The organism is Lysobacter sp. TAB13, assembly GCF_052113885.1.
GTDB lineage: Bacteria > Pseudomonadota > Gammaproteobacteria > Xanthomonadales > Xanthomonadaceae > Lysobacter > Lysobacter gummosus.
Genome location: NZ_JBFRDR010000006.1, coordinates 202,255 through 228,443, shown reverse-complemented (window position 1 = coordinate 228,443; position 26,189 = coordinate 202,255). Strand labels below are relative to the sequence as shown.

General features: G+C 67.7%; 22 protein-coding genes. 11 read left to right on the top strand and 11 right to left on the bottom strand.

The window, feature by feature from the left end; all coding sequences use genetic code 11:
- Positions 1–3: 3 nt before the first annotated feature.
- Genes AB4Y92_RS09885 through AB4Y92_RS09865 form a run of 5 tightly spaced genes read right to left on the bottom strand, consistent with a single transcriptional unit; the run spans position 4 to position 4,170 of the window.
- Positions 4–1,014, bottom strand: a complete 1,011-nt coding sequence (locus AB4Y92_RS09885; protein ID WP_386815358.1) for an amidohydrolase family protein — start codon at positions 1,012–1,014, stop codon at positions 4–6.
- 7 nt (positions 1,015–1,021) lie between these two features.
- Positions 1,022–1,567, bottom strand: a complete 546-nt coding sequence (locus tag AB4Y92_RS09880) for a 3-hydroxyanthranilate 3,4-dioxygenase (protein WP_441819474.1) — start codon at positions 1,565–1,567, stop codon at positions 1,022–1,024.
- Positions 1,568–1,572: 5 nt separating this feature from the next.
- Complete coding sequence (locus AB4Y92_RS09875; protein ID WP_441819473.1) at positions 1,573–2,010, bottom strand: RidA family protein; 438 nt, start codon at positions 2,008–2,010, stop codon at positions 1,573–1,575.
- On the bottom strand, positions 2,007–2,735 hold the full coding sequence (gene can, locus AB4Y92_RS09870) for a carbonate dehydratase (protein ID WP_441819472.1): 729 nt from the start codon (positions 2,733–2,735) through the stop codon (positions 2,007–2,009). The genes AB4Y92_RS09875 and can overlap by 4 nt, the downstream gene beginning before the upstream one ends.
- Positions 2,736–2,742: 7 nt before the next feature.
- Complete coding sequence (locus tag AB4Y92_RS09865) at positions 2,743–4,170, bottom strand: aldehyde dehydrogenase (protein WP_441819471.1); 1,428 nt, start codon at positions 4,168–4,170, stop codon at positions 2,743–2,745.
- A 439-nt stretch (positions 4,171–4,609) separates the two neighbouring features.
- Between AB4Y92_RS09865 and AB4Y92_RS09860 the strand changes: the two genes are divergently transcribed.
- From AB4Y92_RS09860 to AB4Y92_RS09820, 9 genes are all read left to right on the top strand, one after another.
- Positions 4,610–6,238 carry a TldD/PmbA family protein gene (locus AB4Y92_RS09860; RefSeq protein WP_441819470.1) on the top strand — a complete coding sequence of 543 codons (1,629 nt, stop codon included), beginning with the start codon at positions 4,610–4,612 and terminating at the stop codon, positions 6,236–6,238.
- 20 nt (positions 6,239–6,258) lie between these two features.
- Positions 6,259–7,593 (top strand): TldD/PmbA family protein, encoded by a 1,335-nt coding sequence (locus AB4Y92_RS09855; RefSeq protein WP_441819469.1) that lies wholly within the window; start codon positions 6,259–6,261, stop codon positions 7,591–7,593.
- A 96-nt stretch (positions 7,594–7,689) separates the two neighbouring features.
- A complete protein-coding gene (locus tag AB4Y92_RS09850; protein WP_441819468.1) occupies positions 7,690–9,315 on the top strand; it encodes a TldD/PmbA family protein in 1,626 nt (541 codons plus the stop codon).
- Between the two features lie 92 nt (positions 9,316–9,407).
- A complete protein-coding gene (locus AB4Y92_RS09845) occupies positions 9,408–10,082 on the top strand; it encodes a DUF4159 domain-containing protein (RefSeq protein WP_386793288.1) in 675 nt (224 codons plus the stop codon).
- Between the two features lie 461 nt (positions 10,083–10,543).
- Positions 10,544–11,551 (top strand): AAA family ATPase, encoded by a 1,008-nt coding sequence (locus AB4Y92_RS09840; RefSeq protein WP_441819467.1) that lies wholly within the window; start codon positions 10,544–10,546, stop codon positions 11,549–11,551.
- 98 nt (positions 11,552–11,649) lie between these two features.
- A complete protein-coding gene (locus AB4Y92_RS09835) occupies positions 11,650–12,543 on the top strand; it encodes a DUF58 domain-containing protein (RefSeq protein ID WP_441819466.1) in 894 nt (297 codons plus the stop codon).
- Positions 12,540–13,718, top strand: a complete 1,179-nt coding sequence (locus tag AB4Y92_RS09830; RefSeq protein WP_441819465.1) for a BatA domain-containing protein — start codon at positions 12,540–12,542, stop codon at positions 13,716–13,718. The genes AB4Y92_RS09835 and AB4Y92_RS09830 overlap by 4 nt, the downstream gene beginning before the upstream one ends.
- Positions 13,715–15,898 carry a hypothetical protein gene (locus AB4Y92_RS09825; protein ID WP_441819464.1) on the top strand — a complete coding sequence of 728 codons (2,184 nt, stop codon included), beginning with the start codon at positions 13,715–13,717 and terminating at the stop codon, positions 15,896–15,898. The genes AB4Y92_RS09830 and AB4Y92_RS09825 overlap by 4 nt, the downstream gene beginning before the upstream one ends.
- 8 nt (positions 15,899–15,906) lie before the next feature.
- Entirely contained in the window at positions 15,907–17,748 is a 1,842-nt protein-coding gene (locus AB4Y92_RS09820) for a carboxypeptidase regulatory-like domain-containing protein (RefSeq protein ID WP_441819463.1), read from the top strand.
- A gap of 157 nt (positions 17,749–17,905) precedes the next feature.
- Here the strand turns inward: AB4Y92_RS09820 and AB4Y92_RS09815 are convergent, their stop codons facing one another.
- The 4 genes from AB4Y92_RS09815 to asnS all read right to left on the bottom strand — a co-directional run bounded on the left by AB4Y92_RS09815 (position 17,906) and on the right by asnS (position 21,002).
- Positions 17,906–18,691 carry an SDR family NAD(P)-dependent oxidoreductase gene (locus AB4Y92_RS09815; protein ID WP_441819462.1) on the bottom strand — a complete coding sequence of 262 codons (786 nt, stop codon included), beginning with the start codon at positions 18,689–18,691 and terminating at the stop codon, positions 17,906–17,908.
- A 48-nt stretch (positions 18,692–18,739) separates the two neighbouring features.
- Positions 18,740–19,051, bottom strand: a complete 312-nt coding sequence (locus AB4Y92_RS09810; RefSeq protein WP_441819461.1) for a hypothetical protein — start codon at positions 19,049–19,051, stop codon at positions 18,740–18,742.
- Entirely contained in the window at positions 19,051–19,356 is a 306-nt protein-coding gene (locus AB4Y92_RS09805; protein ID WP_057943048.1) for a hypothetical protein, read from the bottom strand. Before AB4Y92_RS09805 ends, AB4Y92_RS09810 begins: the two co-directional genes overlap by 1 nt.
- A 245-nt stretch (positions 19,357–19,601) precedes the next feature.
- The gene (asnS, locus tag AB4Y92_RS09800; RefSeq protein ID WP_441819460.1) at positions 19,602–21,002 is read right to left on the bottom strand and encodes an asparagine--tRNA ligase; all 1,401 of its coding nucleotides are present in this window, start codon (positions 21,000–21,002) and stop codon (positions 19,602–19,604) included.
- Between the two features lie 119 nt (positions 21,003–21,121).
- On the opposite strand from asnS, the gene AB4Y92_RS09795 reads away from it, so the two are divergent.
- The gene (locus AB4Y92_RS09795; protein ID WP_441819459.1) at positions 21,122–22,348 is read left to right on the top strand and encodes a DUF2891 domain-containing protein; all 1,227 of its coding nucleotides are present in this window, start codon (positions 21,122–21,124) and stop codon (positions 22,346–22,348) included.
- A gap of 218 nt (positions 22,349–22,566) precedes the next feature.
- Complete coding sequence (locus tag AB4Y92_RS09790; protein ID WP_441819458.1) at positions 22,567–22,905, top strand: HesB/IscA family protein; 339 nt, start codon at positions 22,567–22,569, stop codon at positions 22,903–22,905.
- A 36-nt stretch (positions 22,906–22,941) separates the two neighbouring features.
- On the opposite strand, the gene AB4Y92_RS09785 is transcribed toward AB4Y92_RS09790, so the two are convergent.
- Together AB4Y92_RS09785 and AB4Y92_RS09780 are read right to left on the bottom strand one after the other, a co-directional pair.
- On the bottom strand, positions 22,942–25,071 hold the full coding sequence (locus tag AB4Y92_RS09785) for a DUF7024 domain-containing protein (RefSeq protein ID WP_441819457.1): 2,130 nt from the start codon (positions 25,069–25,071) through the stop codon (positions 22,942–22,944).
- A gap of 93 nt (positions 25,072–25,164) precedes the next feature.
- Positions 25,165–26,154, bottom strand: coding sequence for a glycosyltransferase family 2 protein (locus AB4Y92_RS09780; RefSeq protein WP_441819456.1), 990 nt, complete (start codon positions 26,152–26,154; stop codon positions 25,165–25,167).
- Positions 26,155–26,189: the final 35 nt, after the last annotated feature.

The window sequence follows — 26,189 nt, the reverse complement described above, 5'->3', positions numbered from 1 at the left end:
GGCTCATGCGAAGCGCGACTTCGACAGCCCCAGCCATTCCAGCGCGGTGCCGTGATACAGCCGCGCCTGCTCGGTTTCGCCCAGGTTCAACGACGCGATGCCGGCGCCCGGCGTCTGTTCGCCGAGCGGGAAGGGGTAGTCGGTGCCGAGCATCACCCGCGACACGCCGCAGGTATCGAGCAGGTATTGCAAAGCGCGCGGATCGGCGACCCACGAATCGAAGTAGAACTGCGACAGGTAATCGCGCGGATTGCGCGGGTTGTCGGTCGCGACCAGATCGGGGCGCATGTTGAAGCCGTGCTCGATGCGGCCGATGGTGTAGGGGAAGCTGCCGCCGCCGTGAGCCAGGCAGATCTTCAACTTCGGCAGACGTTCCAGCACGCCGCCGAACACCAGACAGCAAGCCGCGCGCGATTGCTCGGCCGGCATGCCGACCAGCCAGGGCAGCCAGTACTTGGGCATGCTGGGCGTTCCCATCATGTCCCAGGGATGGACCAGGATCGCCGCGCCCAGATCGGCGGCGGCTTCGAAGAATTCGAACAGTTCCGGCGCGTCGAGATTCCAGTCGTTGACGTGGCTGCCGATCTGGCAGCCCTGCAGGCCGAGCTGATCCATGCAGCGCTCCAGCTCCTGCACCGCCAGCCGCGGCGATTGCAGCGGCACCGTGCCGATGCCGGCGTAATGGCGCGGATTGTCGCGACAGGCCTGGGCCATGTGATCGTTGAGCGCCTGATGCAGCTCCAGCGCCTGATTGGCCTTGGCCCAGTAGCTGAACATCACCGGCACCGTGCTGATCACCTGCACCTGCACGCCGAAGCGCGCGTAGTCGTCGATGCGCTCCTGCGGGTCCCAGGTCTTGGACCAGATCTCGCGGAAGAACTTGCCGTCCTTGTAAATGCGATGGCGGCCGTCGTCGGTGTGGTGAATCACCGGGAAGCGATCGTCGCCGAACTTGCGCGCCAGATCGGGCCAGTCGCGCGGCAGGTAGTGGGCGTGGGTATCGATCTTGAGCATCGCGGCCTCAGGTGTCCGGCATCACATAGCGCGCGGGCGCCGGGTTGAGGTGACCGCAGTTCTTGCAGGTGCGGTGCTCGCGCGAGGAATAGAAACGCTCGAACACCGGCGGGAAGTCGGTCTCGATGTTGTGCAGGTGGAAATATTCCTCGTAGATCTTGTGATTGCACTGCTCGCAGAACCACAGCAGGCCGTCGTCTTCGTGCGGCAGGCGCTTGCGCTCGATCACCAGCCCGATCGAATCGGGCATGCGCTGCGGCGAATGCGGCACGCGCGCGGGCAGCAGGAAGGTTTCGCCGGCGCGGATCGGGATGTCGCGCACCGCGACGCTGCCGTCGGAAAGCGTGTCCTGGATGCGCAGAACCATCTCGCCCTCGAGCTGATAGAACCACTCCGGGCCTTCGTCCCAGTGATAGTCGGTGCGCTGATTGGGGCCGCCGACCACCATGACGATGAAGTCGCCGACATAGATCACCTTGTTGCCGACCGGCGGCTTGAGCAGATGGCGATGCTCTTCGATCCAGGCGGCGAGGTTGATCGGTCCGGGAAGCATGGTTCTTACTCCGTTGCGGCGCCGCGCAGGTGCGCGATGCATTTGAGTTCGATCGCGATCGGCGTGGGCAGCGCGGTGATGCCCAGCGTAGTGCGGCACGGGGCGCGGTCGATATCCGGGAAATACTCCGCCCACACCGCGTTGTAGGCGGTGAAATCGCGCTCCATGTCGGTCAGGTACACGGTCACATCGACCAGATCGTCCCAGCTCGCGCCGCTGGCCTGCAGCACCGCGCGCACGTTGGCGAACACCGAGCGGCATTGCAGATCGATGTCGTAGGCGATCAGCCGCCCCTGCGCGTCATGGACATTGCCGGGAATGGCGTTGCTGGCCGCGTCGCGCGGGCCGATACCGGACAGGAACAGCAGATCGCCGACCCGGCGCGCATGCGGGTACAAGCCGACCGGCTTGGGCGCATCGCCGGTGCGCACCGACCGGCTCATCGCGGCGAACCGCCGTGGGTGGAGTGGACCTTGGCGATGGCGCGGTCGTAAGCCGGTTGCAGGCTCTCGAACGAATCCACGTTCATGCCGGTGTCGTGCACGCGGCCGTTGCGCAGGCTGTAGACCCAGCCGTGCACGCTCAAGGGCTGGCCGCGCGACCACGCGTCGCGCACCACCGTGGTCAGGCAGACGTTCTGCACCTGCTCGATCGCGTTGAGCTCGCACAGGCGGTCGTGACGCTCGCTTTCGTGCACGTGGGCGATGCAGCCCACATGCTTGTCGGCGACATCGCTGACATGGCGCAGCCAGTTGTCGGCCAGGCCCACGCGCAGCCCGTGCAGGGCCGCGTGCACGCCGCCGCAGCCGTAGTGGCCGACGACCAGGATGTGCTTGACCTTCAGCACATCGACCGCGTACTGGATCACCGACAGGCAGTTCAGGTCGGTATGCACCACCACGTTGGCGATGTTGCGGTGGACGAAGACCTCGCCCGGCGCCATGTCGATGATCTGGTTGGCCGGAACGCGCGAGTCCGAGCAGCCGATCCACAGATACTCCGGCGCCTGCTGATGCGAGAGGCGGTCGAAGAATTGCGGGTCTTCGGCGTTGATGCGTTCGGACCACTCGCGATTGCGTTCGAGCAGATCGTCCAGCGTAGTCGAAGCGCCGGCGTTGACCTCGCCGGCCGCGCCGGAACTCTTAGAATTTGAATCCTTGGAACTCATGCTGCGGTCATCCCAGGTGAAGACCGACGTTCTTCGCGTCGGTGAAAAAACGCATGGCCTCGACGCCGCCTTCGCGGCCGAGGCCGGACGCGCCGGTGCCGCCGAAGGGCGTGCGCAGGTCGCGTTGCAGCCATGTGTTGATCCAGACCATGCCCACGTTCAGGCGCGCGGCGAGGCGGTGGGCGCGGTTGAGATCGCGCGTCCACAGCGAAGCGCACAGGCCGTAATCGCTGGCGTTGGCCAGGGCCAGGGCATGTTCGTCGTCGTCGAAGGCCTGCAGTGTCGCGACCGGCCCGAAGATTTCCTCGCGATTGCTCGCGCAGTCCGGGCCCAGGCCTTCGATCAGCGTGGGCGCGACATACCAGCCCGGCCGATCCAGCGCCGTACCGCCGCACAGCACGCGGCCGTCTTCGTCGCGGGCGCGGGCCAGCGCCGCCATCACTTTGTCGAAATGCGCCTGCGACACCAGCGGGCCGAGCGCGGTGGTCTCATCGCTGGGCTCGCCGATCTTCAGCGCGTTCGCGCGTTCGACCAGCGCGTCGCGGACTTCGGCGTAGATGCCGCGCTCGATCAGAATGCGCGAGGCGCACAGGCAGATCTGCCCGGAGTTCTGGAACGCCGAGCGCACCAGCACGTCCAGGTTCGCGCGCCAGTCGCTGTCAGCGAAGATCAGTGTCGGGTTCTTGCCGCCCAGTTCCAGCGAGACCTTGCGCAGCAGCGGCGCGGCGATGCCGGCGATGCGCCGGCCGACCGCGGTGCTGCCGGTGAACGACACCGCGCGCACGTCGCGGTGGCCGACCAGCGGTTCGCCGACCTGCGGCCCCAGGCCGTGCACGATGTTGAGCACGCCGCGCGGAAAACCGATCTGCGCGCACAACTCGCCGAGCATGGCCGCCGTGGCCGGGGTGACCTCCGACGGCTTGGCCACCACGGTGTTGCCGGCGGCGAGCGCCGGCGCGATCTTCCAGGTGAACAGGTACAGCGGCAGGTTCCACGGCGAAATCGTCGCGACCACGCCCAGCGGCGCGCGCAAGGTGTAGTTGAGCCCGGCCTGGCCGTGATGGGATTCGCTCGCGAACTGGGTCGCGGCCTGGGCGAAGAAGCGCAGGTTGGCGACGGCGCGCGGAATCTCGGCCTCGCGCGCGAGCCGGATCGGCTTGCCGCCGTCGCGCGATTCGGCCTGGGCGAACTCGTTCAGGCGCCCCTCCAGGGCCGCGGCCAGGGCTTCCAGCCAGTGCGCGCGTTCGCTGTGGGGCAGGCCCGACCAGGCCGGGAACGCGGCCTTGGCGGCGGCGATGGCGGCTTCGACATCCTCCGCGTCGCCGGCGGCGACCTGCGCATACGGCTGCGCATTGGCCGGATCGAAGACGTCGAGCCAACGGCCGCCGGCCGCATCGCGCGGCTCGCCGTCGATCCAGTGCCGGAATCTATGCATGCGCCAAGCTTAACGCGTGGGCGTGATGGCGCCCATAGCGCGGCCGGGCGGGTGCGGGCAGGGCGCTCGCGCAAAGGCGGCGCGAACGCCGCGGCGCAGCGATCGACCGGGCCAGGCGTTCGTGCGTCGCCGCATGGCGAAGGCATCGCCGCGATGCATCCTTCGCTTCATCGTGCGCTCACCGCGACATCACGGCTTTGCCGATTGAGCTGTCACGATTTCGTCGTAGGTCGAAAGTAATGCCTCATGCGCCCGATGCGCGAAACCGCCTGGACCAAGCGTTAAAAACGCTCGATCGAGGCGATCGACAAATGCGCAGACAGCGCCTCTCGGCACTTGACGCGCAACTACGACGCTGCGCACATTCCGGCGGGGACACTTTCATCCATGCCTGGCGATCGCCACGCGCGCTCGTGGGCCACAACGGCGGAACCATCTCGTGGATAGACGCAACTTTCTGGGCATGTCCGGACTCGGCATCGCCGGGCTCATGATTCCCTTCGGTAATCTCATCGCCGCCGAGGATTTGCTGGCGCCGCTGGATGTGGGCAAGAAAAAGGTCTGGGCCGACGCCGCGCTCAACGCCGCCCGGGCCGCCGGCGCCAGCTATTGCGACGTGCGCATCGGCCGCTATCTGCGCCAGTTCGTGATCACGCGCGAGGACAAGGTCCAGAACGTGGTCAATACCGAATCGACCGGCATCGGCATCCGCGTGCTGGTGGACGGCGCCTGGGGCTTCGCCGCCACCAACCAGCTCAACAACGACGCGGTGGCCAAGGCCGCGCAGCAGGCCGCGGCGATCGCCCGCGCCAATTCCAAGAGCCAGACCGCCAAGGTCGAACTGGCCAAGGCGCCCGGCGCCGGCGAGGTCAGCTGGAAGGCGCCGATCCGCAAGAACGCGATGGCGGTGCCGCTCAAGGACAAGGCCGACCTGTTGCTGAGCGTCAACGCCGCGGCCATCAACGCCGGCGCCGACTTCGTCAACTCGATCCTGTTCCTGGTCAACGAGCAGAAATACTTCGCTTCCACCGACGGTTCGTACATCGACCAGGACGTGCACCGCATCTGGGCGCCGCTGACGGTCACCGCCATCGACAAGGCCAGCGGCAAGTTCCGCACCCGCGACGGCCTGTCCGCGCCGATGGGCATGGGCTACGAATACCTGGACGGCGCGGCCGCGGGCAAGATCGTCTCGCCCAACGGCGTCACCACCTATCACAAGTCCTACGACATGCTCGGCGACGCGGTCGCCGCGGCCAAGCAGGCGCGCGAGAAGCTCACCGCGCCCTCGGTCAAGCCGGGCAAGTACGATCTGGTGCTCGACCCGTCGCACACCTGGCTCACCATCCACGAATCCATCGGCCATCCGCTGGAGCTCGACCGCGTGCTCGGCTACGAAGCCAACTACGCCGGCACCAGCTTCGCCACGCTCGACAAGCTCAAGGCCGGCTTCAAGTACGGCAGCGAGCAGGTCACCGTGTTCGCCGACAAGACCCAGGAAGGCAGCCTGGGCGCGGTCGGCTACGACGACGAGGGCGTCAAGACCAAGCGCTGGAACCTGATCAAGGACGGCGTGCTGGTGGACTATCAGGCCATCCGCGATCAGGCCCACATCCTGGGCAAGACCGAGTCCGACGGCTGCTGCTATGCCGATTCGTGGTCGTCGGTGCAGTTCCAGCGCATGGCCAACGTGTCGCTGGCGCCGGGCAAGAATCCGCTGAGCGTCGCCGACATGGTCAAGAACGTGGAGAACGGCATCTACATCATCGGCGCCGGTTCGTTCTCGATCGATCAGCAGCGCTACAACGCCCAGTTCGGCGGCCAGCTGTTCTACGAGATCAAGAACGGCAAGATCACCGGCATGCTCGAAGACGTGGCCTATCAGATCCGCACGCCGGAGTTCTGGAATTCCTGCGCCGCGGTCTGCGATCAGAGCGATTACCGCTTCGGCGGCTCGTTCTTCGACGGCAAGGGCCAGCCCGGGCAGGTCTCGGCGGTCTCGCACGGTTCCAGCACGGCGCGGTTCAACGGCGTCAACGTCATCAACACCGCCCGCAAGCTCGGCTGACCGGCGCAGGAGAATCCAACATGAGCATTTTCACCGAAGCCCAGTCCAAAGCCATCCTCGACAAGGTCATCGCCCTGTCCAAGGCCGATGAGTGCACCGCCAGCCTGACCGGTTCGATCGAAGGCAACGTGCGGTTCGCGCTCAACAACATTTCCACCAGCGGCATCGTCAGCGACGTCAATCTGGCCGTGCAGGTCGCCTTCGGCAAGCGCGTGGGCACCGCCACCATCAACGAGTTCGACGACGCCGCGCTCGAACGCGTGGTCCGCCGCGCCGAGGATCTGGCGCGCCTGGCTCCGGAGAATCCCGAGTTCATCCCGGCGATCGACAAGCAGACCTACAAGTCCAGCCCGACCTTCAGCGCCGCCACCGCCGCGATCACGCCCGATTACCGCGCCAAGGTCGCCGCCGACGCGATCGCGCCGTGCCGCGAAAACAAGCTCACCGCCGCCGGCTTCCTGGAAGACGGCCAGAGCTTCGTCGCCATCGCCAACAGCAAGGGCAATTTCGGCTACCAGACCTCGACCGGTTTCAACTACACCTGCACCGTGCGCACCGACGACGGCCGCGGTTCGGGCTGGGTCGGACGCAACCTGCAGGACTCGACCGACTTCAAGGGCGAGGCCGACGTGCGCGTGGCCATGCGCAAGGCCACCGAATCGGCCGAGGCCAAGGCGCTGGAGCCGGGCAAGTACACGGTGATCCTGGAGCCGCACGCGGCCGCCGGCCTGATCTCGTTCATGATGGGGTTCTTCGACGCGCGCCAGGCCGACGAAGGCCGCAGCTTCCTGTCCAAGAAGGGCGGCGGCAACAAACTCGGCGAGCTGGTCTACGACTCGCGCGTGAACATCAGCGCCGACCCGTGGGATTCGCGCGCGCCGGTGCTGCCCTGGGACCAGGACGGCCTGCCGCGCGAAAAGATGGCGATCATCGAAAACGGCAAGGTCGCCTCGCTGAATTATTCGCGCTACTGGGCGCAGAAGCAGGGCAAGAAAGCGGTCGGCGCGCCCGGCAACCTGCTGATGGCCGGCGGCGACAAGTCCACCGCCGAGCTGATCAAGGGCACGCAGAAGGGCATCCTGGTCACCCGCACCTGGTACATCCGCATGGTCGATCCGCAGACCGTGCTGCTGACCGGTCTGACCCGCGACGGCACCTTCTACATCGAGAACGGCGTGATCAAGCACCCGGTGAAGAATTTCCGCTTCAACGAATCGCCGGTGATCATGCTCAACAACATCGAAGAACTCGGCCGTCCGGTGCGCGTGGCCGGCGACGAGTCCAGCTTCGTGATGATGATCCCGCCGATGAAGCTGCGCGATTTCACCTTCACCTCGCTGTCGGACGCGGTCTGACCGAGTGACGCGGGCGGCGCGGCCGGTACATCGGCCCGCCGCCCGCCGCTTCGCCGCCGCATCACGCCCTTCAGCTTCCGAACGAGTCTGTCCGCTGTGCAACGACGCGACTTCCTCAGTTTCACCGGCCTGGGCCTGGCCGGCCTGGTGCTTCCCTACGGCCGCAGCATCGCCGCCGAAGCGTTGCTCGAACCGGTCGACGCCGCGCTGCGCCGGCGCCTGGCCGACATCGCGCTGAACGCGGCGCGCGAAGGCGGCGCGGACTACTGCGACGTGCGCATCGGCCGTTATCTGCGCCAGTCGGTCATCACCCGCGAAGCGCAGGTGCGCAACATCGTCAACGCCGAATCGGCCGGGATCGGCATCCGCGTGCTCAGCCAGGGCGCGTGGGGCTTCGCCGCCGTCGCCAATGCGAATCCGGACACGGTGGCCGCCGCGGCGCGCCAGGCCGTGGCGATCGCGCGCGCCAACGCCCGGGTGCAGACGCGCAAGGTCGAACTGGCGCCGGTCAGCGGCGTCGGCGAGGTCCGCTGGGCCACGCCGGTGCGCAAGAACGCGATGGCGGTGCCGATCAAGGACAAGGTCGATCTGCTGCTCGCGGTCAACGCCGCCGCGCTCAAGGCCGGCGCCGATTTCGTCAACTCGACCTTGTTCGCGATCAACGAACAAAAATACTTCGCTTCCACCGACGGCAGTTATATCGATCAGGACGTGCACCGCATCTGGCTGCCGCTGACCGCGACCGCGGTGGACAAGGCCAGCGGCAAGTTCCGCAGCCGCGATGGTTTGTCCGCGCCGATGGGCATGGGCTACGAATACCTCGACGCCGATCCGGCCGGCAAATTCGCCTTGCCCGGCGGGTTGACCGGTTACGGCCGCTCTTACGACGTGATCGAGGACGCCGCCGCCGCCGCGCGCCACGCCCGCGCCAAGCTAAAGGCGCCGTCGGTGAAACCGGGCAAGTACGATCTGGTCCTGGACCCGTCCAATCTGTTCCTGACCATCCACGAGAACGTCGGCCATCCGCTGGAGCTCGACCGCGTGCTGGGCTACGAGGCCAACTACGCCGGCACCAGCTTCGCCACCCTGGACAAGCGCGATCAGGGCTATCGCTACGGCAGCGAGGTGGTCAACTTCGTCGCCGACAAAACCCGCCCGGGCAGCCTGGGCGCGGTCGGCTACGACGATGAAGGCGTGAAAACCCGCGAATGGGATCTGATCCGCGACGGGATCCTGGTGGACTATCAGGCCACGCGCGATGAAGCGCATCTGCTCGGCCACAAGCAGTCGCACGGTTGCAGCTATGCCGATTCGTGGTCGAGCGTGCAGTTCCAGCGTATGGCCAACGTGTCGCTGAAGCCGGGCAAGCAGCCGCTGAGCGTGGCCGAGATGATCAAGGGCGTGGAGCGCGGTTTGTACGTGCACGGCCGCGGCTCGTATTCGATCGACCAGCAGCGCTATAACGCCCAGTTCGGCGGGCAACTGTTCTTCGAGATCAAGAACGGCCAGGTGACCGGCATGATCGAGGACGCGGCCTACCAGATCCGCACGCCGGAATTCTGGAATTCCTGCGTGGCGGTGTGCGACGAACGCGACTTCCGCCTGGGCGGCTCGTTCTTCGACGGCAAGGGCCAGCCCAGCCAGGTTTCGGCGGTGTCGCACGGCTCGAGCACCTCGCGCTTCAACGGCATCAACATCATCAACACCGCGCGTGCGCTGTAAGCAATGGGCGTGATCGGCCAGGCCGCTTCATCCGTCGCCGCGGTGCGCGGCGCGGGCAGGGCGCCGTGAACCGGGCGCAGTTCCTGCGGCTGATGCTCGGCGCCGCCGCCGGCGCGTGGCTGGCGCGTTCGCCGCCGGCGCGGGCGGGCGCCGACTACGATTTCTGGTTCACCCGGCTCAAATACGATTCCGGCGACTGGGACGTGGATCAGCGCATGCCGGCGAACCTGATCACCTCGCTGATCGACTACACCAACCTGCGCGTGGACCCGAAGGAACACGTGCTGGCGCTGGCCGACCCGAAGATGTTGACCGCGCCGTTCTGTTATCTGGCCGGGCACAAGCTGGTCGAGTTCAATCCGGACGAGCGGCGCAATTTCGAACGTTATGTGCGCAATGGCGGCTTCGTGTTCGTGGACGATTGCAATCACGACATCGACGGCTTGTTCGCGAAGTCGTTCGAAGCGCAGATGGCGAAGATCTTCGGCGCCAAGGCGCTCAAGCGCCTGCCGAAGAACCACGCTATCTACCGCAGCTTCTTCGTCTTCGACGGCCCGCCGGCGACCGGCTTCGAACTCAACGGCTGGGGCGACGATCTGGTGCACGATTATTTGCGCGGCATCGATATCGATGGGCGGCTTGGGTTGCTGTACAGCAATAAGGATTATGGCTGCGAGTGGGACTACGACTGGCGCAACAAGCGGTTTTTGGCCGAGGACAATACGAAGTTCGGGGTCAATATCGTGATGTATGCGTTGAATTCGTGAGCCGGGAGTAGGGCGTCGAGTTAGTGATTGAGCAAAGACGCGGCTGCTGTTGCCCCCTTTAAAAAAGGGGGCGGCGACCGCGAAGCGGACGCGGGGGATTTGCTTTTGCTGTTGCTTTTGCCGTGGAAGAGCAAAGCAAAAGCAAATCCCCCCTAGCCCCCCTTTTTCAAAGGGGGGAACTTTGACGCGGTGTTTTAAAGAGGCATCGTTTTACGGAAAAGACAGAAAACTCGTTGGCAGGCAGTAGGGCGCCAAGGGAGCGATTGAACAAGGACGCGACGGCAGTTGCCCCCTTTGAAAAAGGGGGCGGCGACCGCGAAGCGGACGCGGGGGATTTGCTTTTGCTGTTGCTTTTGCATTGGAAGGGCAAAGCAAAAGCAAATCCCCCCTAGCCCCCCTTTTTTAAAGGGGGGAACTTTGACGCTGTCGTTTGGGGCAGCGTCGTTTCATGGGAAGCGTAGATGAATACGAACGTGACAAGCGGCGACGAAACCGAACTGAAAGCGCAACTGGCTCGCCTTAGCGAACTGCGCAGCGCGATCGCGCAAGCCATCGTCGGCCAGGACGAAGTCGTCGAACAGCTGCTGATCGGCCTGCTCGCCGGCGGGCACTGCCTGCTCGAAGGCGTGCCCGGGCTCGGCAAAACCCTGCTGGTGCGTTCGCTCGGACAGGCGCTGGAACTGCAGTTCCGCCGCGTCCAGTTCACTCCCGACCTCATGCCCAGCGACATCCTCGGCACCGAGCTGCTGGAGGAAGACCACGGCACCGGCCACCGCCATTTCCGTTTCCAGCCCGGGCCGATCTTCACCAGCCTGCTGCTGGCCGACGAACTCAACCGCACCCCGCCCAAGACCCAGGCCGCGCTGCTGGAAGCGATGCAGGAGCGCACCGTCAGTTACGCCGGCGTCACCCACGCGCTGCCGGCGCCGTTCTTCGTGCTGGCGACGCAGAATCCGCTCGAACAAGCCGGCACCTATCCCTTGCCCGAAGCGCAGTTGGACCGCTTCCTCCTGCATATCCGCGTCGGCTATCCCAGCGAGCGCGAAGAACACGACATCCTGCAGCAGACCACCGGCTCGCACAGCGCCAAGGTACCGCGGGTGATGGACGGCGAGGACGTGCTGGCGCTGCAGGCGCGGGTGCGCGAAGTGCATCTGGGCGAAGACCTGCTGCTGTGGGTGACGCGACTGGTGCGCGCGAGCCGTCCGGACGAGCGCTCGATCGCGGAAGTCAAACAATGGGTGAAATGGGGCGCCGGCCCGCGCGCCGGCCAGTCGCTGGTGCTGGCGGCCAAGGCGCGGGCGTTGTTGCACGGGCGCTTCGCCGCGACGCGCGAGGACATCGCCGCGCTGGCCGCGCCGGTGATGCGCCATCGCCTGCTGCTGTCGTTCGCGGCCGAGGCCGAGAACAAGAGCGCCGACGACGTGATCGCCGCGTTGCTGCGCGGCGTGCCGTTCCCGGACGGCTGAGCGGCGGTGAACGGCATCGCGATCGGCCATCGTGCCGGCGTCGCCGCGATCGCGGCGGCGGGCGCGCGTGCATGCGCGCTTGGCCGCGGGAGCCGCCCGTGCACGATCTGATCCCGCCGAAGGTGCGCGCGCGCCTGCGCAATCTGCACCTGACCTCCAAGCGCGCGGTCGGCACCCACGGCATCGGCATGCACAGCAGCCGCAGCCGCGGCGCCGGCCTGGAATTCGCCCAATACCGCGCCTACGAGCCCGGCGACGAACTGCGCCAGATCGACTGGAAACTCTACGCGCGCTCGGACCGCTTCTTCGTGCGCGAGGCCGAACGCGAAAGCCCGCTGGCGATCTGGCTGCTGCTGGATGCCACCGCCTCGATGCGCCAGGAAGACGCGGCGCGGCCGGGTTGGTCGCGGCTGGACGCGGCCAAGGCCCTGAGCGCCTGCGTGGCCGAACTGGCGCTGCGCCAGGGCGACCGCTTCGGCCTGATCGTGCTGCGCGGCGACGGCCTGCGCCTACTGGCGCCCGCGGCCGGCGCGCGCCAGCGCGATCGCCTGCTGCTGGAACTGCACAACGTGTCGGCGCAGGGCGCGTGGCCGGCGGCCGAGCAACTGCGGCCACTGTGGGAACGCATCGGCGCCGGCGATCTGGCGCTGATGATCGGCGACGGATTCGACGAAGACGCGGTCGCCATCGCCGAGCGCCTGGCCTCGGCGCGGCGCGAAGTGCTGAGCCTGCGCATCGTCACCGCGGAAGAACGCGATTTCCCGTTTCGCGGCGGCTACCGCTTCCGCGACCCGGAAACCGGCGAAGAACTGCTCGGCGACGGCGCCGCGCTGCGCGATGAATTCCTCGGCCGCTTCGCCGCCGCGCGCAAGGCGCTGGACGCGCGCCTGGACGCCAGCGGCATCCGTCACGCCGAGTACGTGCTCGACGAAGAACTCGATCTGCCGCTGCGCCGTCTGTTCGGCGCGCGCGATGCGATGGAGGCGTCGTGACGCCGGTGCTGTTGCTGCCGATCGGCCTGGCCGCGCTGGCGGCGCTGGCGATTCCGTTGCTGATCCATCTGGCCCGGCGCAGCGAACAGCGCCCGACCGATTTCGCCGCGTTGCGCTGGCTGCGGCAGAAACCCAAGCCGCGTCATCGCATCCGTTTCGATGAGTGGCTGTTGCTGGCGCTGCGCCTGCTGTTGCTGGCGGCGCTGGCGCTGCTGCTGGCCCGGCCGGCGTTGTTCGGCGCGCATAGCGACAGGCCCTGGGCCGTGGTGGTGCCCGGTGTCGATGCCAAGGCCGCGGCTGCGCAAGCCGGATCGAAGGAAGTGGAATGGCATTGGTTGGCGCCGGGATTCCCGTCGCTTGATCGCCCGGCGCCAACTTCGCCGCAGCCGGTCGCCAGTCTGCTGCGCGAACTGGATGCGACCTTGCCGGCTGAGGTCGCGTTGACGGTGTACGCGCCGCGACGGCTGACCGGCGCCGATGGCTCGCGCCCGCAACTGTCGCGGCCGCTGCAATGGCGGATCATCGACGGCGCCGCAACCGATGTGCCTGCGCCGACGCCGCCGCGTTCGTCACCGACGCAGATCCGCTACGCCGCCGATCGCGCCGCGGCCTTGCCGTATCTGCGCGCCGCCATCGCCGCGGGCGCTGATGCGAACGCCGCGGGCGATCCCGCATCGGCGTCCATCGCACCGATCGAACAAACCTTCGACCCGCAGGGCCGCTCGCTGATCTGGCTGGCACCCGGCCCCGTGCCCGCGGCGGTGAGCGCGTGGGTGGAGCAGGGCGGCAGCGTGCTGATCGATGCCGACAGCCGCTGGCCCGGCGCGGCGTTGCGATTCGACGCGCCGGTCTGGCGCGACGGCGACGGAACGCTGCGCATCGAAGGCGCGTCGTTCGGGCGCGGCCGCGTGCTGCGCCTGACAGGGCCGTTGTCGCCGCGCGCCTGGCCGCAGATGCTGCAGCCCGGATTCGCCCAGCGCTGGCTGGCTGTGTTCGAGCCGGCCGCCGCGCAACCGGCGCGAGTGCTGGCGCAGGACTACACGCCGAGCGCCGGCGGGCCGTCGTTCGCGCGACCGCCGCTGGACCTGCGTCCGTGGCTGGCGTTGCTGATCGCTGTGTTGTTCCTGATCGAACGCTGGTTCGCCACCGGCCGTCGACGCGGAGCGGCGCCATGAGCGCGGCGCAGCGTTTGCACCAATATCTGCGCGATGCGCGGCGCCGGCGCGGTGTCGACCTCGCCTTGACCTTGCTGCCGTGGCTGACGCCGGTCGCGCTGCTGATCGCTCGTTGGCACGGCATGGCGCCGGCATGGATCGCGTTGCTCGTGGGCTTGTGCTTGATCGGCGCAATCGCCTGGTGGCATGGCTTGCGATTGGATACGGCGTGGCTGATCCGCCGGCTCAACGCCTTGCGCGCCGACATGGACGACAGCGCCGATCTGCTGTTCGCGCGCGAGGAAGGTCTGAGCGGGCTGCAGCGCCTGCAACAAGCGCGGCTGCGGCAGCGGATCGAAACCGCGCCGGCAACGGAGCTGCGCCCGGCGTGGTCGCGGCGTCGCTCGATCGTGTCGCTGTTGCTCGCCGCGTTCGCATTGGCGGCGCTCGCACTGTGGCCGGCCGCGTCGACGCCGGCGGCGCTCGATCGCTTATCGCCATCGCCGCAAATCGCCGCCGCGCCGGGCCAACCCCGGTTGATCCAGCAGGCCTTGCGCATCGACTCCCCGGCGTACACCGCGCTGCCGCCGCGCAATGAGCCGAGCCTGGAAGGCCGCGTCGCCGAAGGCGCGCGACTGCGCTGGACCCTTCGCTTCCAACCGCAACCCAGCGCGGTGGCGCTGGTGTTCCACGACGGCCAACGGCTGACGCTGAGCCGCGCCGGCGAGGACTGGAGCGCGCAACGGGTCATGATGAAGTCGGTGCTGTACCGCATCGAAGCGACCGCCGCGCCGCAAGCGCAGACACGCAGGCTCTATCGCATCGACGTCACGCCCGACCGGGCGCCGCAGCTGCGCGTGCTCGAACCCGATCGCGGATTGAGCCTGATGACGCCCGGGCAGAAGGCGTGGCCGCTCGCGTTCGAGGCCAGCGACGATTACGGCCTGGCCGACAACGCGCGGCTGCGCATCACCCTGGCCCAGGGCAGCGGCGAGAACATCACCTTCCGCGAGCAATTCGTCAGCGTGCGCGGCAGCGGCGGCGCGCGGCTGAAGCGTTACCAGCACCGGCTCGATCTGGCCGCGCTCGGTTTCGCCGTCGGCGACGATCTGATTGTGCAACTGGCGGTCGACGACAATCGCGCGCCCAAGCCGCAGAGCGCCTTGAGCCCGAGCCTGATCCTGCGCTGGCCAGCCGATCTGGGCAGCGAGGCCACCGGCATCGAGGGCATGGTCAAGACCACCTTGCCGGCCTATTTCCGCAGCCAGCGCCAGATCATCATCGACGCCGAAGCGCTGATCGCGCAGCGGCGCAAACTCGACGGCGAGCATTTCCTCAAGCGCTCGGACGAGATCGGCGTGGATCAGCGCCTGCTGCGTTTGCGCTACGGCCAGTTCCTCGGAGAAGAAGCCGAAGGCGAGCCGAAGCTGCCGACCAGCGACAGCGAACAAACGCCGGACGACGCGCACCCGGCCGAGGCCGGCGCCGCGGCCAAGACCGAGGCGCACGACGACCACGACGATCACGGCCACGCGCCCGACGCCAAGCCGCCGGTGTTCGGCGAAGAAGGCTCGGTGCTGGAGCAATACGGCCACACCCACGATCACGCCGAGGCCGCGACCTTGCTCGATCCGCAGACGCGCAAGCTGCTCAAGTCCGCGCTCGACGAGATGTGGCAGTCGGAATTGCATCTGCGCCAGGGCCATCCACAACAAGCCCTGCCGTATGCGTACAAGGCGCTGGCCTTCATCAAGCAGGTGCAGCAGGCCAGCCGCATTTATCTGGCGCGGGTCGGGCCGGAGTTGCCGCCGATCGACGAAACCCGGCGGCTCAGCGGCGAACGCAAGGGACTGGCGCGGCGCGGCGATGAGCTGCGCGCGGCCACCGCGTCCGATCCGACCCTGACCGCGTTGTGGCGCGAACTCGAACCTGGCGCGCGCGGCGCGGCATCGGCGTCGATCGACTACGCCGCGCTGGAGCGTTGGCTGCGCGAACACGATGAGCGCGTGCCCGATCCGCTGGCCTTCGCCGCCGCGTTGGCGGCATTGCGCGATCAACCCGAATGCGCGAGCTGCCGCGCGCAGCTGCGCGGCCTGTTATGGCCGCTGTTGAACCGGCCGGCGGCGTCGGTGCGGCCGCGCGACGGCGGCGACGCCAGCGACCGACGTTACTTCGACGCCTTGCAGCAGGCGCGGCCATGAGCGCGGGCATGAACATCGAACTCGCCGTCGCCATCATGCTGGGACTGGCCGCGATCCTCGCCAGCGCGCGACTGCTGTATCGCCAGTACCGCAGCGATGCGGCCACGCGCTCGCGCGGCTGGCGCATGGCTGTGTTGCTGATCGCGCAACCGGTGATCGCCGCGCTGCTGTATTTCGCCGTATTGCCGCCGCGCCTGCCGGGCCAGGCCGGAACCATGATCGTCAGCACCGCCGGCGCCGCCGCTGGCGCCAGTGAGGGCGCCGGCGATATCCGCGTGGCCTTGCCCGAAGCGCCGCCTGCCGCGGTCGGCGAGCGCGTTCCGGATCTGGCCAGCGCGCTGCGCCGTCATCCCGGCACGCAGCGGCTGCGTGTGCTCGGCGCGGGTCTGCCGCCGCGCGATCGCGACGCCGCGCGCGGGCTGGCGATCGAATTCGTCGCCGCGCCGTTGCCGCGCGGACTGAGCGGACTGTGGTCGCCGGCGCGGGTCGGCGAAGGCGAAGAGTTCTGGCTGTCCGGGCGGGTGGAAACCATGCCCGGCGGCAGCGTGGAATTGCTCGATCCGGGCTCGCAGCGGGTGGATCGCGCGGTGCTGCGCGGCGACGGCGGCTTCGCCCTGAGCGCGGTCGCGCGCAGCGCCGGGTTGGCGATGTTCCAGTTGCGTTTGCGCGATGCGCGCCAGCAGGTGATCGAACAGGTCGACGTGCCGGTCGCGATCGAAGCGCGGCCGGCGCCGAAGTTGTTGTTGCTGGCGGGCGCGCCCGGCCCCGAGCTCAAGTATCTGCGCCGCTGGGCCGCCGACGCCGGGCTCAAGCCGCACACGCAGATCAGTGTCGGCGCGGGGCTGCAGCTCGGCGATGCGCCGTTGAGTTTGAACGCGGCGACCTTGGCCGGATTCGATCTGCTGGTGCTGGACGAACGCGCCTGGGAGTCGCTCGGCGAGACTCAGCGCAACGCGGTGATCGCCGCAGCGCGCGGCGGCCTGGGTGTGTTGCTGCGCGTCGGCGGGCCGTTGTCGCCGCGCACGCGCGCGCAGTTGCGCGAGCTGGGTTTCGAGCCCGGCGCCGGCGCGGATGCGAGCGAGCTGCGTCTGCCGGTGATCGGCGCCGACGAAGCGGCCACGCGCGCGCGCCTGGGGCCCGGCAGCGTCGATGCGCCGCGTCCGCGCGATCAAGCGCCGGCCGAGGCGCCGGCATTGACGCGGCGCGTGCTCGCGCTCGACAGCGCCGGGCTGCAACCGCTGGCGCGCGATGCCGACGGCAAGGCGTATGCGGCATGGCGTGCGCTCGGGCAGGGACGATTTGCGCTGTGGGGCCTGAGCGACAGCTTCAAGCTGGTGCTGGCCGGGCGCGACGATCTGCATGGCCGGCTGTGGAGCGATGCGTTGTCGACATTGACCCGAGCGCGTTCGAGCGAATCGGCGCGTATCGACGGTTCGCCGCGCCAGGATGAGCGCACGCGCGTGTGCGGCCTCGCCGACGGCGCGCAGGTTCTGCCGCCGCGCGGGCCGGCGGTGGCGCTGGTGGTCGATCCGGACACTGGCCGCGAGCGTTGCGCCGGGTTCTGGCCGAGCTCGGCGGGCTGGCATTCGTTGCGGCAAGGCGAGCGCTTGCTGCCGTTCTATGTGCGCGCTCGCGACGAAGCGCCGGGGTTGCGGGCCAGCGAATTGCGCGAAGCCACGGCGGGGTTGAGTCTGGAGTCGATGCAGCGCGGTGGCGCGGCGACGGGAGCGCAGGCCGCCGATGGCGAACGCGGCTCGCCGTGGCCGTGGTTCTTCGCCTGGCTGGCGCTCAGCGCGGGTTTGTGGTGGTTCGAGCGTTCGCTGCGCGGTCGCTATCTAGCGGCCGAGTAGGGCAGGCACTTGAGGGTGTTGCGGAGATTTGATCGAACAGCATCGGGGCTGAAGCCCCTCCCACAAAAAACTCGACGCCTCGCGAAGACCGGGCAATCTTTTGTGGGAGGGGCTTCAGCCCCGACGCTGTTCGGTCAGCAGCAGCGAACCCCAACCCTCAGATCGACTGCATCCGCCCGCCATCCACCGCCAGACTCACGCCGTTGACGTAGCCCGCCGCCGGCGAACACAAGAACGCGATGCACGCGGCGATCTCCGCCGCTTCGGCGAAACGGTTGAGCGGCACGGTCCTGCGCATGGCCTCGATCACCGCGTCCTCGCTCTGGCCGGTGTTGCGCGCGCGATCGCCGATGATCTGCTCGATGCGCGCGGTCTTGGTATAGCCGGGCAATACGTTGTTGACGGTGATGCCGTCGATGGCCAGTTCGCGCGACAAGGTCTTGGCCCAACTGGCGACAGCGCCGCGGATCGTGTTGGACACGCCCAGGCCGACGATGGGTTCCTTGACCGAGGTCGAGATCACGTTGACCACGCGGCCCCACTGCGCCGAGCGCATGCCCGGCAGCAACGCGCGCACCAGGGTCTGATTGGCGATCAGGTGGCGCGCGAACGCATCCTGATAGGCCGCATCGAGCGCGGTATGCGCCGGGCCGCCCGGCGGGCCGCCGGTGTTGTTGATCAGGATATGCACCGGCTTGCCGGCCGCCAGCGCCGTTACCTGCGCGCTCAGCGCGGCGGCGTCGCCGACGTCGGCGGCGATCCAGCCGTGCGCCTGCGCGCCGCTGCGCGGCAGGGCTTCGGCGACCGCGGCCAGGGCCTCGGGGCGGCGCGCCAGCACGGTGACGTCGCAGCCGAGCAGGGCCAGTTCGTGCGCGCTCGCGCGGCCGATGCCTTCTGAGGCGCCGCAGACCAGGGCGTGTTTGCCGGTGAGGTTGAGGTCCATGCGGGTCTCCGGATGCGGCGACGGTGAGTGTTCGTATTGCGGCGCGCGTCAGTGGCGCGGCGGCAGCTTGCGCATCATCAGCGCGGCCAGCGCCTCATCGTTGCCGGCCTGCGGCGGCGTCAGCTCGGCCAGGGAGAAGCCGCGGCTTTGCGCGTCGTCTTCGTCCAGGCCGGTGAGTTCGACGAACTCCGCGTCCATCAGCGCCGCACGCGCGGTGTCTTCGCTGTCGTAGGGCAGGATCTTGCCGTCGCTGTCCAGGACCTCGGCGGTGCCGGCTTCGAGCACCCGCAGCCGCGCCCAGACCAGGGTGCGGCCGAGCGTGGCCAGCCACCATTGTTCGTTTTCGTACATATCGTTCATCAGGACACCACGGAGGAAAGCAGCCAGAGCAGGCCGGCGCAGGCCAGCGACGCGAACACGATCAGCAGCGACACCCGCGCCGGCGTCGCCAGACCGTCGAGATTGCGGTCGGCGGCGGCGCGATAACGCTGGCGCAGCAGCCAGTTCCACGCCGCCGGATGCACGAACGCGGCCTCGCCCAGTTGCCCGCGCAGGGCCGGATGGCGGTCGCGCAGATGCACCAGCGCCAGCGGCCAGAAGATCGCGAAGGCGCAGAACGCGGACACCGCTATGCCTACGAAGGTCAGGGCCAGGAACAGGATCACTTGGGCATTACCTCATTTACCGGACGAAGCGGCGATGCGAGCCGAACTACCACTTGGCGATTCAAGTCGAGCGCCGTGCCGTTTCACGCGTATCGCGTAATTTTCAGACCGTCATCCCCGCGAAGGCGGGGATCCAGGGCTGTACCGCGACATGGCTGCGAAGTCTCTGGATCCCCGCCTTCGCGGGGATGACGAGCGAAAAAGCGAAGGCCAAAGCGCACGCTTCGCTTGGCGCGTGTCGCGAATCAGAACTCCGCATTACCCGGCGCGCGCGGATACGCGATCGCATCGCGGATATTGCTCAACCCGCACACGTACACCACCAGGCGCTCGAAGCCCAGGCCGAAGCCGGCATGCGGGACCGAGCCGTAGCGGCGGAAATCGCGGTACCAGCCGTAATGCGCCGGGTCCAGGCCGAACTGCGCCATGCGCGCGTCGAGCACGTCCAGGCGCTCTTCGCGCTGGCTGCCGCCGATGATCTCGCCGATGCCCGGAGCCAGCACGTCCATCGCCGCGACGGTTTTGCCGTCGTCGTTCAGGCGCATGTAGAAGGCCTTGAAGTGCTCGGGGTAATTGGTCACCACCACCGGGCGGCCGACGTGCTGCTCGGTCAGCCAGCGCTCGTGCTCGGTCTGCAGGTCCAGGCCCCATTCGACCGGGAACTCGAACTTCTGCCCGGACTTCTGCAGCAGGCTGATCGCATCGGTGTAGTCGATGCGTTCGAACGGTGCGTTGACGAAACCTTCAAGCCGGGTCAGCGCGGTGGGTTCGACCCGTTCGGCGATGAAGGCCAGATCGTCGGCGCGTTCGCTGAGCACGGCGCGGAACAGGTACTTGAGGAAGTCCTCCGCCAGCTGCGCGTTGGCGGCCAGGTCGTTGAACGCGACCTCCGGCTCGATCATCCAGAACTCGGCCAGATGGCGCGTGGTGTTGCTGTTCTCGGCGCGGAAGGTCGGGCCGAAGGTGTAGACCTTGCTCATCGCCAGCGCGTAGGCCTCGGCGTTGAGCTGGCCGGACACGGTCAGGAAGGTTTCCTTGCCGAAGAAGTCGCGCGAGAAATCCACCGCGCCTTCCTTGTCGCGCGGCAGGTTGACCAGATCCAGCGTGGACACGCGGAACATCTGCCCGGCGCCTTCGGCGTCGGAGGTGGTGATGATCGGCGTGCTGATCCAGAAATAACCGTTCTCGTGGAAGAAACGGTGCACGGCCTGGGCCAGCGAGTTGCGGATGCGGGTGACCGCGCCGAACAGGTTGGTGCGCGGGCGCAGGTGGGCGAACTCGCGCAGGTACTCCAGCGTGTGCTGCTTGGGCTGCATGGGGTAGGTGAGCGGGTCCTCGACCCAGCCGACCACTTCCAGCTTGCTGGCCTGGATCTCGTAGCTCTGGCCCTGGCCTTGCGATGCGACCAGATGGCCAGTGGCGATCACCGCGCAGCCGGCGGTGAGGTGCTTGACCTCATCGTCGTAATTCGACAGCGCATTGGTGGCGACCACCTGGATCGGCGCGAAGCAGGAGCCGTCGCTGACGTTGACGAAGCTCAGTCCGGCCTTGGAATCGCGCCGGGTGCGCACCCAGCCGCGTACCGTGACCTCGCCGCCCGCCGGGATCTTGCCCGCGAGTGCCTGTTCGACGCTTACCACCGTCATGTCGTGCCGCCTTAGCGCAATGAAAAGTGAGGGACGGCGATCATAACGGATGGGACCGGCGCAGCGCGCCGGCGGCGGCGCCCGTAGACTGCGCTATCGATCACGGGTAGGGGCGTGGCATGAGCACAATCGGGGCGGGCGGCAAGGGCCGGATCGGTGCGCGGCGATGGTTGCGGGCCGGCGCGCGGACGGCGCGGGCGTGGGCCGCGCTGGCGCTGCTGTGCTGCGCGGGCGGCGTATCGGCGCAGGAGCCGATAGCCAAATCGCCGCTGCTGCCCGAGCCGGAGATGGTCTCGCTGGATGAAGCCCACGCCGCCCATTTCGCCGGCCTGGCGCTGAGCTGCGTGGGCCGCGAGTACCCGAACAAGATCGCCCACCGCCTGGAAGGCGCCGGCGATGTCGCCGCGCCGAGCAGACTCTATCCGGCGTTTTTCGGCTGTTACGACTGGCATTCCTCGGTCCACGGCCACTGGCTGCTGGCGCGGCTGGCGCAGCGCTTTCCGCAGGCGCCGTTCGCGGCCCAGGCCCGCGCGGCGCTCGCGCGCAGCCTGACCGACAGCAATCTGGCCGGCGAACTGGCTTACCTGCGCCATGCCGACGAGAGTTTCGAACGCCCCTACGGCCTGGCCTGGCTGCTGCAACTGGGCGCGCAACTGCGCGGCTGGGACGATCCGCAGGCGCGGCAATGGGCGAAAGCGCTGGAACCGCTGGAACGCGAGGCATCGCAGCGGCTGCAGCGCTGGCTGCCCAAGTTGACCAAGCCGATCCGGGTCGGTGAACACAGCCAGACCGCGTTCGCCTTCGGCCTGGCCCTGGACTGGACCGGGATCAGCGGCGACAACGCCCTGCGCGAGGCGCTGATCGCCCGCTCGCGCTTCTATTACCTGGGCGACCGCAACTGCCCGCTGGCCTACGAGCCCTCGGGCCAGGACTTCCTCTCGCCGTGCCTGGCCGAGGCCGACCTGATGCGGCGGGTGCTGCCGGCGCCGGAATTCGCCCGCTGGCTCAAGGACTTCCTGCCGCAGATTCCGCGCCGCGCCCGCGCCGACTGGCTCACCCCGGGGTTGGTGCTGGACCCGGGCGACGGCAAGCTGGCGCACCTGGACGGCCTCAATCTCAGCCGCGCCTGGATGCTGGAAGGCATCGCCCGCGGCCTGCCGCCGCGCGACCGTCGCATCGGCGCCTTGCGCGCGGCCGCGGCGGTGCATCGCGAGCTGGGGCTGATCGCGGTCGGCGACACGCATTACGCCGGCGCGCATTGGCTGGGCAGTTTCGCGACCTATCTGCTGGCGCCGCCGGAGTCGGAACCGGCGTCGGGCGCGAGCGCGGCGGGTGGGGGCGGCTGACCCGATCGCGGCCGATCGGCGCCGATCGAAGCCCGAACCCCAACCAAGCCGGGCGCCACGGCCCGATTCAGCCCGGCTTGAACCGGCCGCACATGCCGCCATATCGGGTACAGCCCCCGAATGCCGGACTGATAAGATTCCGTCATCGGTGAACCATCGCAGCCGGCCGGACCGACCGGCTCAGCCAGTCCGTCGAGCCGCATCCTACGAGTACCGTCATGCCCGTCACCCTCGCTCCCGCCGCTCTTGCCCGCGTCCAGACCTTCCTGGCCGAGACGCCGACCGCCCTGGGCCTGCGTTTCGGCGTGACCCGTACCGGTTGCTCGGGCTGGCAGCACACCGCCGACCTGGCCCGCGAAGAACGCGCCGGAGACACCGTGTTCGAACAGGACGGCGTGCGCATCTACGTCGATCCGATCAGCCTGCCGCTGGTCGAAGGCACCCGCATCGATTTCCTCAAGCAGGGCCTGGGCGAGATGTTCGTGTTCCAGAATCCCAATGCCACGGCCGAGTGCGGTTGCGGGGAGAGCTTCACCACGCAGGTAGACGCGGCCTGAAACCGCGCGGCCCGAAACCGGGCCGGCGGATTCCCATCACTTCTCCGGCTGGCCGGTAGGCAAGCCGTCGGTGGCAGCGCGGCAGTCTGCGGCGAGACGGTCGCAGACGCGCACGGGCTGGTTGTTTTTCGGGCCCATGCTCAACCGGACCAGCGAGATGCCCAGTGCGCGCGGATCCTGGCCGATCCCGAGCTGCTGCGGCGAGGTCGGCTGCGGCACGCGGATCACCAAGGTCCGGGCATCGACCACATCCGGAAAGTCCAGCGTGTGGACCTGCGCCGTGGCCCCCAGTTGCAGCGGCCGCTCCACTTGGCCGAGCGCGATGGCGAAGGGTTGACCGACGTTGGGCCCGAACGCGCTGGCTTCGATAGTCACTTGCAGGTCGCCGGAGATCGGCTCATTGAAAGCGAGCACGACTTCCTTGTCCTGCGACCAGCGTCCGAACGATTCCGGCGCCGCCAGGCCTTGCGCCGATTTCACCGAAGCCGGCAGCGGCTTGCTGAAATCCAGCGTGTCGCGCTTGCGCAGCCAGTAGACGGTGAAGCCCTTGTACGCCCGCTTGCGGTGATAACTGCCGGGCGGCAGCTGCCAATCGTCGAACAACACCGCGCTGTCGCGCGTCCAGTCCAGACCTTTGTCGAAGCCGCCGGCGGGATTGGTGGCGACGACTTCGAGCGTATTCGAGTCGGCATAGAACTTCGCCTTGAGCAATCCGGCATATAGATCGCCGACCAACTGCCCATCTCGGGCGACATCGGGGTACTGGGTCCGCAGCAACTGTCCTGCCTGCACGAACTCGTCGACGTAGGTGCGCGAACGCGTCGTCACCGTCGCCGCCGTCGTGCCCGCGGCGACGATCAGCACGTAGTAGCCCAGGGCGGCCAGACGGGCCTTGCGCAGATCGCTGAAAATGAAACTCAAGCAGGCGATCGCGCCGATGCCGCCGATCAGCGCCGGCAACAGGCGCCGGCCCTGGACCCAGCTCAGTTCCGGCGAATCGACGAAATACGGGGTGTAGAGCCGAAGCCCGATGGTGGCCGCATACAACATCAGCAGCGCGATGATCACGGTCGCGGCACGGGTGAGCGTCTTCTTCCACGCCGCCGGATGGGCCTCCAGTCCGCGCCAGGCGAGCGCGCCGAGCAACAGCAGCGGCAAGCAGAAATCGTAATAGCGCTGGTGCAGGCGGCCGATGTTTTCGCTGTAGCTCATGCTGGCGGTGAAGTACGCGGTGATGGTCACCAGCGCCGCCAACATGGTCAACCCGAACAGGACCGCGCTGCGTGCGCGTTGCGACTGCTCGTCGTTGCCGCGCACCAGATTGAACACGGCGGCGACAAGCAGCGGCCCGAACAGCATGCACAGCCCGATCACATGGCCCCAACCGGACTTCATCGTGTTCCAGATCAGCGCATCCAGCGGAAGCTGTCCCTTGCTTACGTTCGCCTGGGTCGAATAGAACTCGCCCATCAAGCTCAACGCGCCCTTTCCGCCGAGCGCATAGCCCAGGCCGAAGCGAACCGCGAAGAACACCACGACGGTCGCGGCCAGTACGATCAACGCCGGTTTAAGCCGGCCCCGCACTCCGGGCCACAGCGCGTCGATCAGCACGAAAGCGCACAGGCCGCCCAGCAAGAACAAGGCATGCAGCTTGACCAGGCACATCAGGCCGAGCATCGCGCCGCATTGGACCGCGTAGCGCCAGGGCCGGGCGGCATACGGACGCAGCGCCACGAAGCTCAGCACCCAGAACATGAAGAAATACAGCGATTCGGGCATGAACAAGGTGGCGAACGAATTGGCCGGCGCGGCGATCGCCACCAGCGCCAGCGCCACGGCTTTGCCCGGGCTGGTGTAAGGCTTGAGCACCGCGTAGATGAAGGGCGCCGCGGCCACGAAGAAAATCGCGTTCAACCAGCGTGCGCAGCTCAAAAAGTCGGCGCCGCATTGATTGGTCAGCCGGAATATCCACAAATACAGATAGGACGGGATTTTCGCATCCGCGATCGGGGCCAGGCGCGAGTTGGAGCTGTAAGTCCATTCATCGCCGAATACCGATGCGTACAGGCCGGTATCGCGCGTAATAATCGCCGCCAACACCGCGACGGCGCCGAGCGCGAGAACTGCATTCCAGTGATTGAAACGGGTCGGCTGATCGGGCTTCAACAGAACATGTCCTTGCGATGAAGATGAGGTGCGCGGCCCCGGTGCGCGTCGCCGGTCGGCTGTCGAGCCGACGCGAGCGCGGGTGCCGCACCATTATCTATTGCGATGCGTGTCAGGCAGCAGGGGAGCGATGGTGCGGGCCGGGACATTGGCCACGTCGAAGGAAACGAAGGCAAGCACGAACTGCAAACCCACGATCAACGGCAGCGCCGCCAGCATCACCGAGCCGGCCGGCGTGGTCACGCCCAGCTGCATGGACGAGAACCACTGCCAGCAGCCGTAGATCAGGCCGAAGGCGATCAGCACGCTGCCGAAGGCCAGCTCCAGCGACGCGGCCGACATGTCGCGCAGGAAGTAGTTGTAGAAGATGCGCTTGAAGAAATTGCGGATGTGCTTGCCGAGGAACTCGCCGAAGATCTTGCGGATGTGCAGGTTGCTTTCTTCGTCGGCGTAGACCGCGTCCATCGGGATGTCCAGCACGGTCGCGCGGGCGATGTTGAGCCGGAACAGCAGATCGGTCTCGAAGAAATAGCGACGGCTGATGCGGTCGAAGGGCAGGTGCGCGGCGACCCGGGTGTGGATGGCGGTGTAGCCGTTGGTGGGGTCGAAGGTGTTCCAGTAGCCGGTCGACAGCTTGCTCAGGAACGACAGGCCGGCGTTGCCGATCAGGCGGATCTTGGGCATGCGCTGGATCTGCGACAGATCGTAGAAGCGGTTGCCCTTGGTGTAGTCGGCGCGGCCTTCAAGGATGGGCTGGACGAAGATGGGCAGCAGGCGCGGGTCCATCTGGCCGTCGCCGTCGATCTTGACCGCGATGGTGAAACCGTCCGCCGCCGCCGCCGCATAGCCGGTCATGACCGCGCCGCCGACGCCCTGGTTGACCTCATGCCGCAGCACCACCACGCGCGGGTCGCGGCAGTTCTCCGCGACATAGCGTCCGCTCTCGTCCGGGCACTGATCATCGACCACGTAGACGCGCTCGACCTCCGGCCCGATCGCGTCGATGACGGCCAGGATGTGCCGGCGCACCTTGTAGCTGGGGATGATCACGGCGATCCGGTCGGGCGCGGGGTGGGTAGGCATCTGTGTGGCGAATCCCGAATGAGCGGACGTGCGCT

Bases quoted from the DNA above. Each gene is read 5' to 3' on its own strand.
- AB4Y92_RS09885 (WP_386815358.1), bottom strand. From the start codon at position 1,014: ATGCTCAAGATCGATACCCACGCCCACTACCTGCCGCGCGACTGGCCC.
- AB4Y92_RS09880 (WP_441819474.1), bottom strand. From the start codon at position 1,567: ATGCTTCCCGGACCGATCAACCTCGCCGCCTGGATCGAAGAGCATCGC.
- AB4Y92_RS09875 (WP_441819473.1), bottom strand. From the start codon at position 2,010: ATGAGCCGGTCGGTGCGCACCGGCGATGCGCCCAAGCCGGTCGGCTTG.
- can (WP_441819472.1), bottom strand. From the start codon at position 2,735: ATGAGTTCCAAGGATTCAAATTCTAAGAGTTCCGGCGCGGCCGGCGAG.
- AB4Y92_RS09865 (WP_441819471.1), bottom strand. From the start codon at position 4,170: ATGCATAGATTCCGGCACTGGATCGACGGCGAGCCGCGCGATGCGGCC.
- AB4Y92_RS09855 (WP_441819469.1), top strand. From the start codon at position 6,259: ATGAGCATTTTCACCGAAGCCCAGTCCAAAGCCATCCTCGACAAGGTC.
- AB4Y92_RS09845 (WP_386793288.1), top strand. From the start codon at position 9,408: ATGCTCGGCGCCGCCGCCGGCGCGTGGCTGGCGCGTTCGCCGCCGGCG.
- AB4Y92_RS09840 (WP_441819467.1), top strand. From the start codon at position 10,544: ATGAATACGAACGTGACAAGCGGCGACGAAACCGAACTGAAAGCGCAA.
- AB4Y92_RS09825 (WP_441819464.1), top strand. From the start codon at position 13,715: ATGAGCGCGGCGCAGCGTTTGCACCAATATCTGCGCGATGCGCGGCGC.
- AB4Y92_RS09820 (WP_441819463.1), top strand. From the start codon at position 15,907: ATGAACATCGAACTCGCCGTCGCCATCATGCTGGGACTGGCCGCGATC.
- AB4Y92_RS09815 (WP_441819462.1), bottom strand. From the start codon at position 18,691: ATGGACCTCAACCTCACCGGCAAACACGCCCTGGTCTGCGGCGCCTCA.
- AB4Y92_RS09810 (WP_441819461.1), bottom strand. From the start codon at position 19,051: ATGAACGATATGTACGAAAACGAACAATGGTGGCTGGCCACGCTCGGC.
- asnS (WP_441819460.1), bottom strand. From the start codon at position 21,002: ATGACGGTGGTAAGCGTCGAACAGGCACTCGCGGGCAAGATCCCGGCG.
- AB4Y92_RS09795 (WP_441819459.1), top strand. From the start codon at position 21,122: ATGAGCACAATCGGGGCGGGCGGCAAGGGCCGGATCGGTGCGCGGCGA.
- AB4Y92_RS09790 (WP_441819458.1), top strand. From the start codon at position 22,567: ATGCCCGTCACCCTCGCTCCCGCCGCTCTTGCCCGCGTCCAGACCTTC.
- AB4Y92_RS09780 (WP_441819456.1), bottom strand. From the start codon at position 26,154: ATGCCTACCCACCCCGCGCCCGACCGGATCGCCGTGATCATCCCCAGC.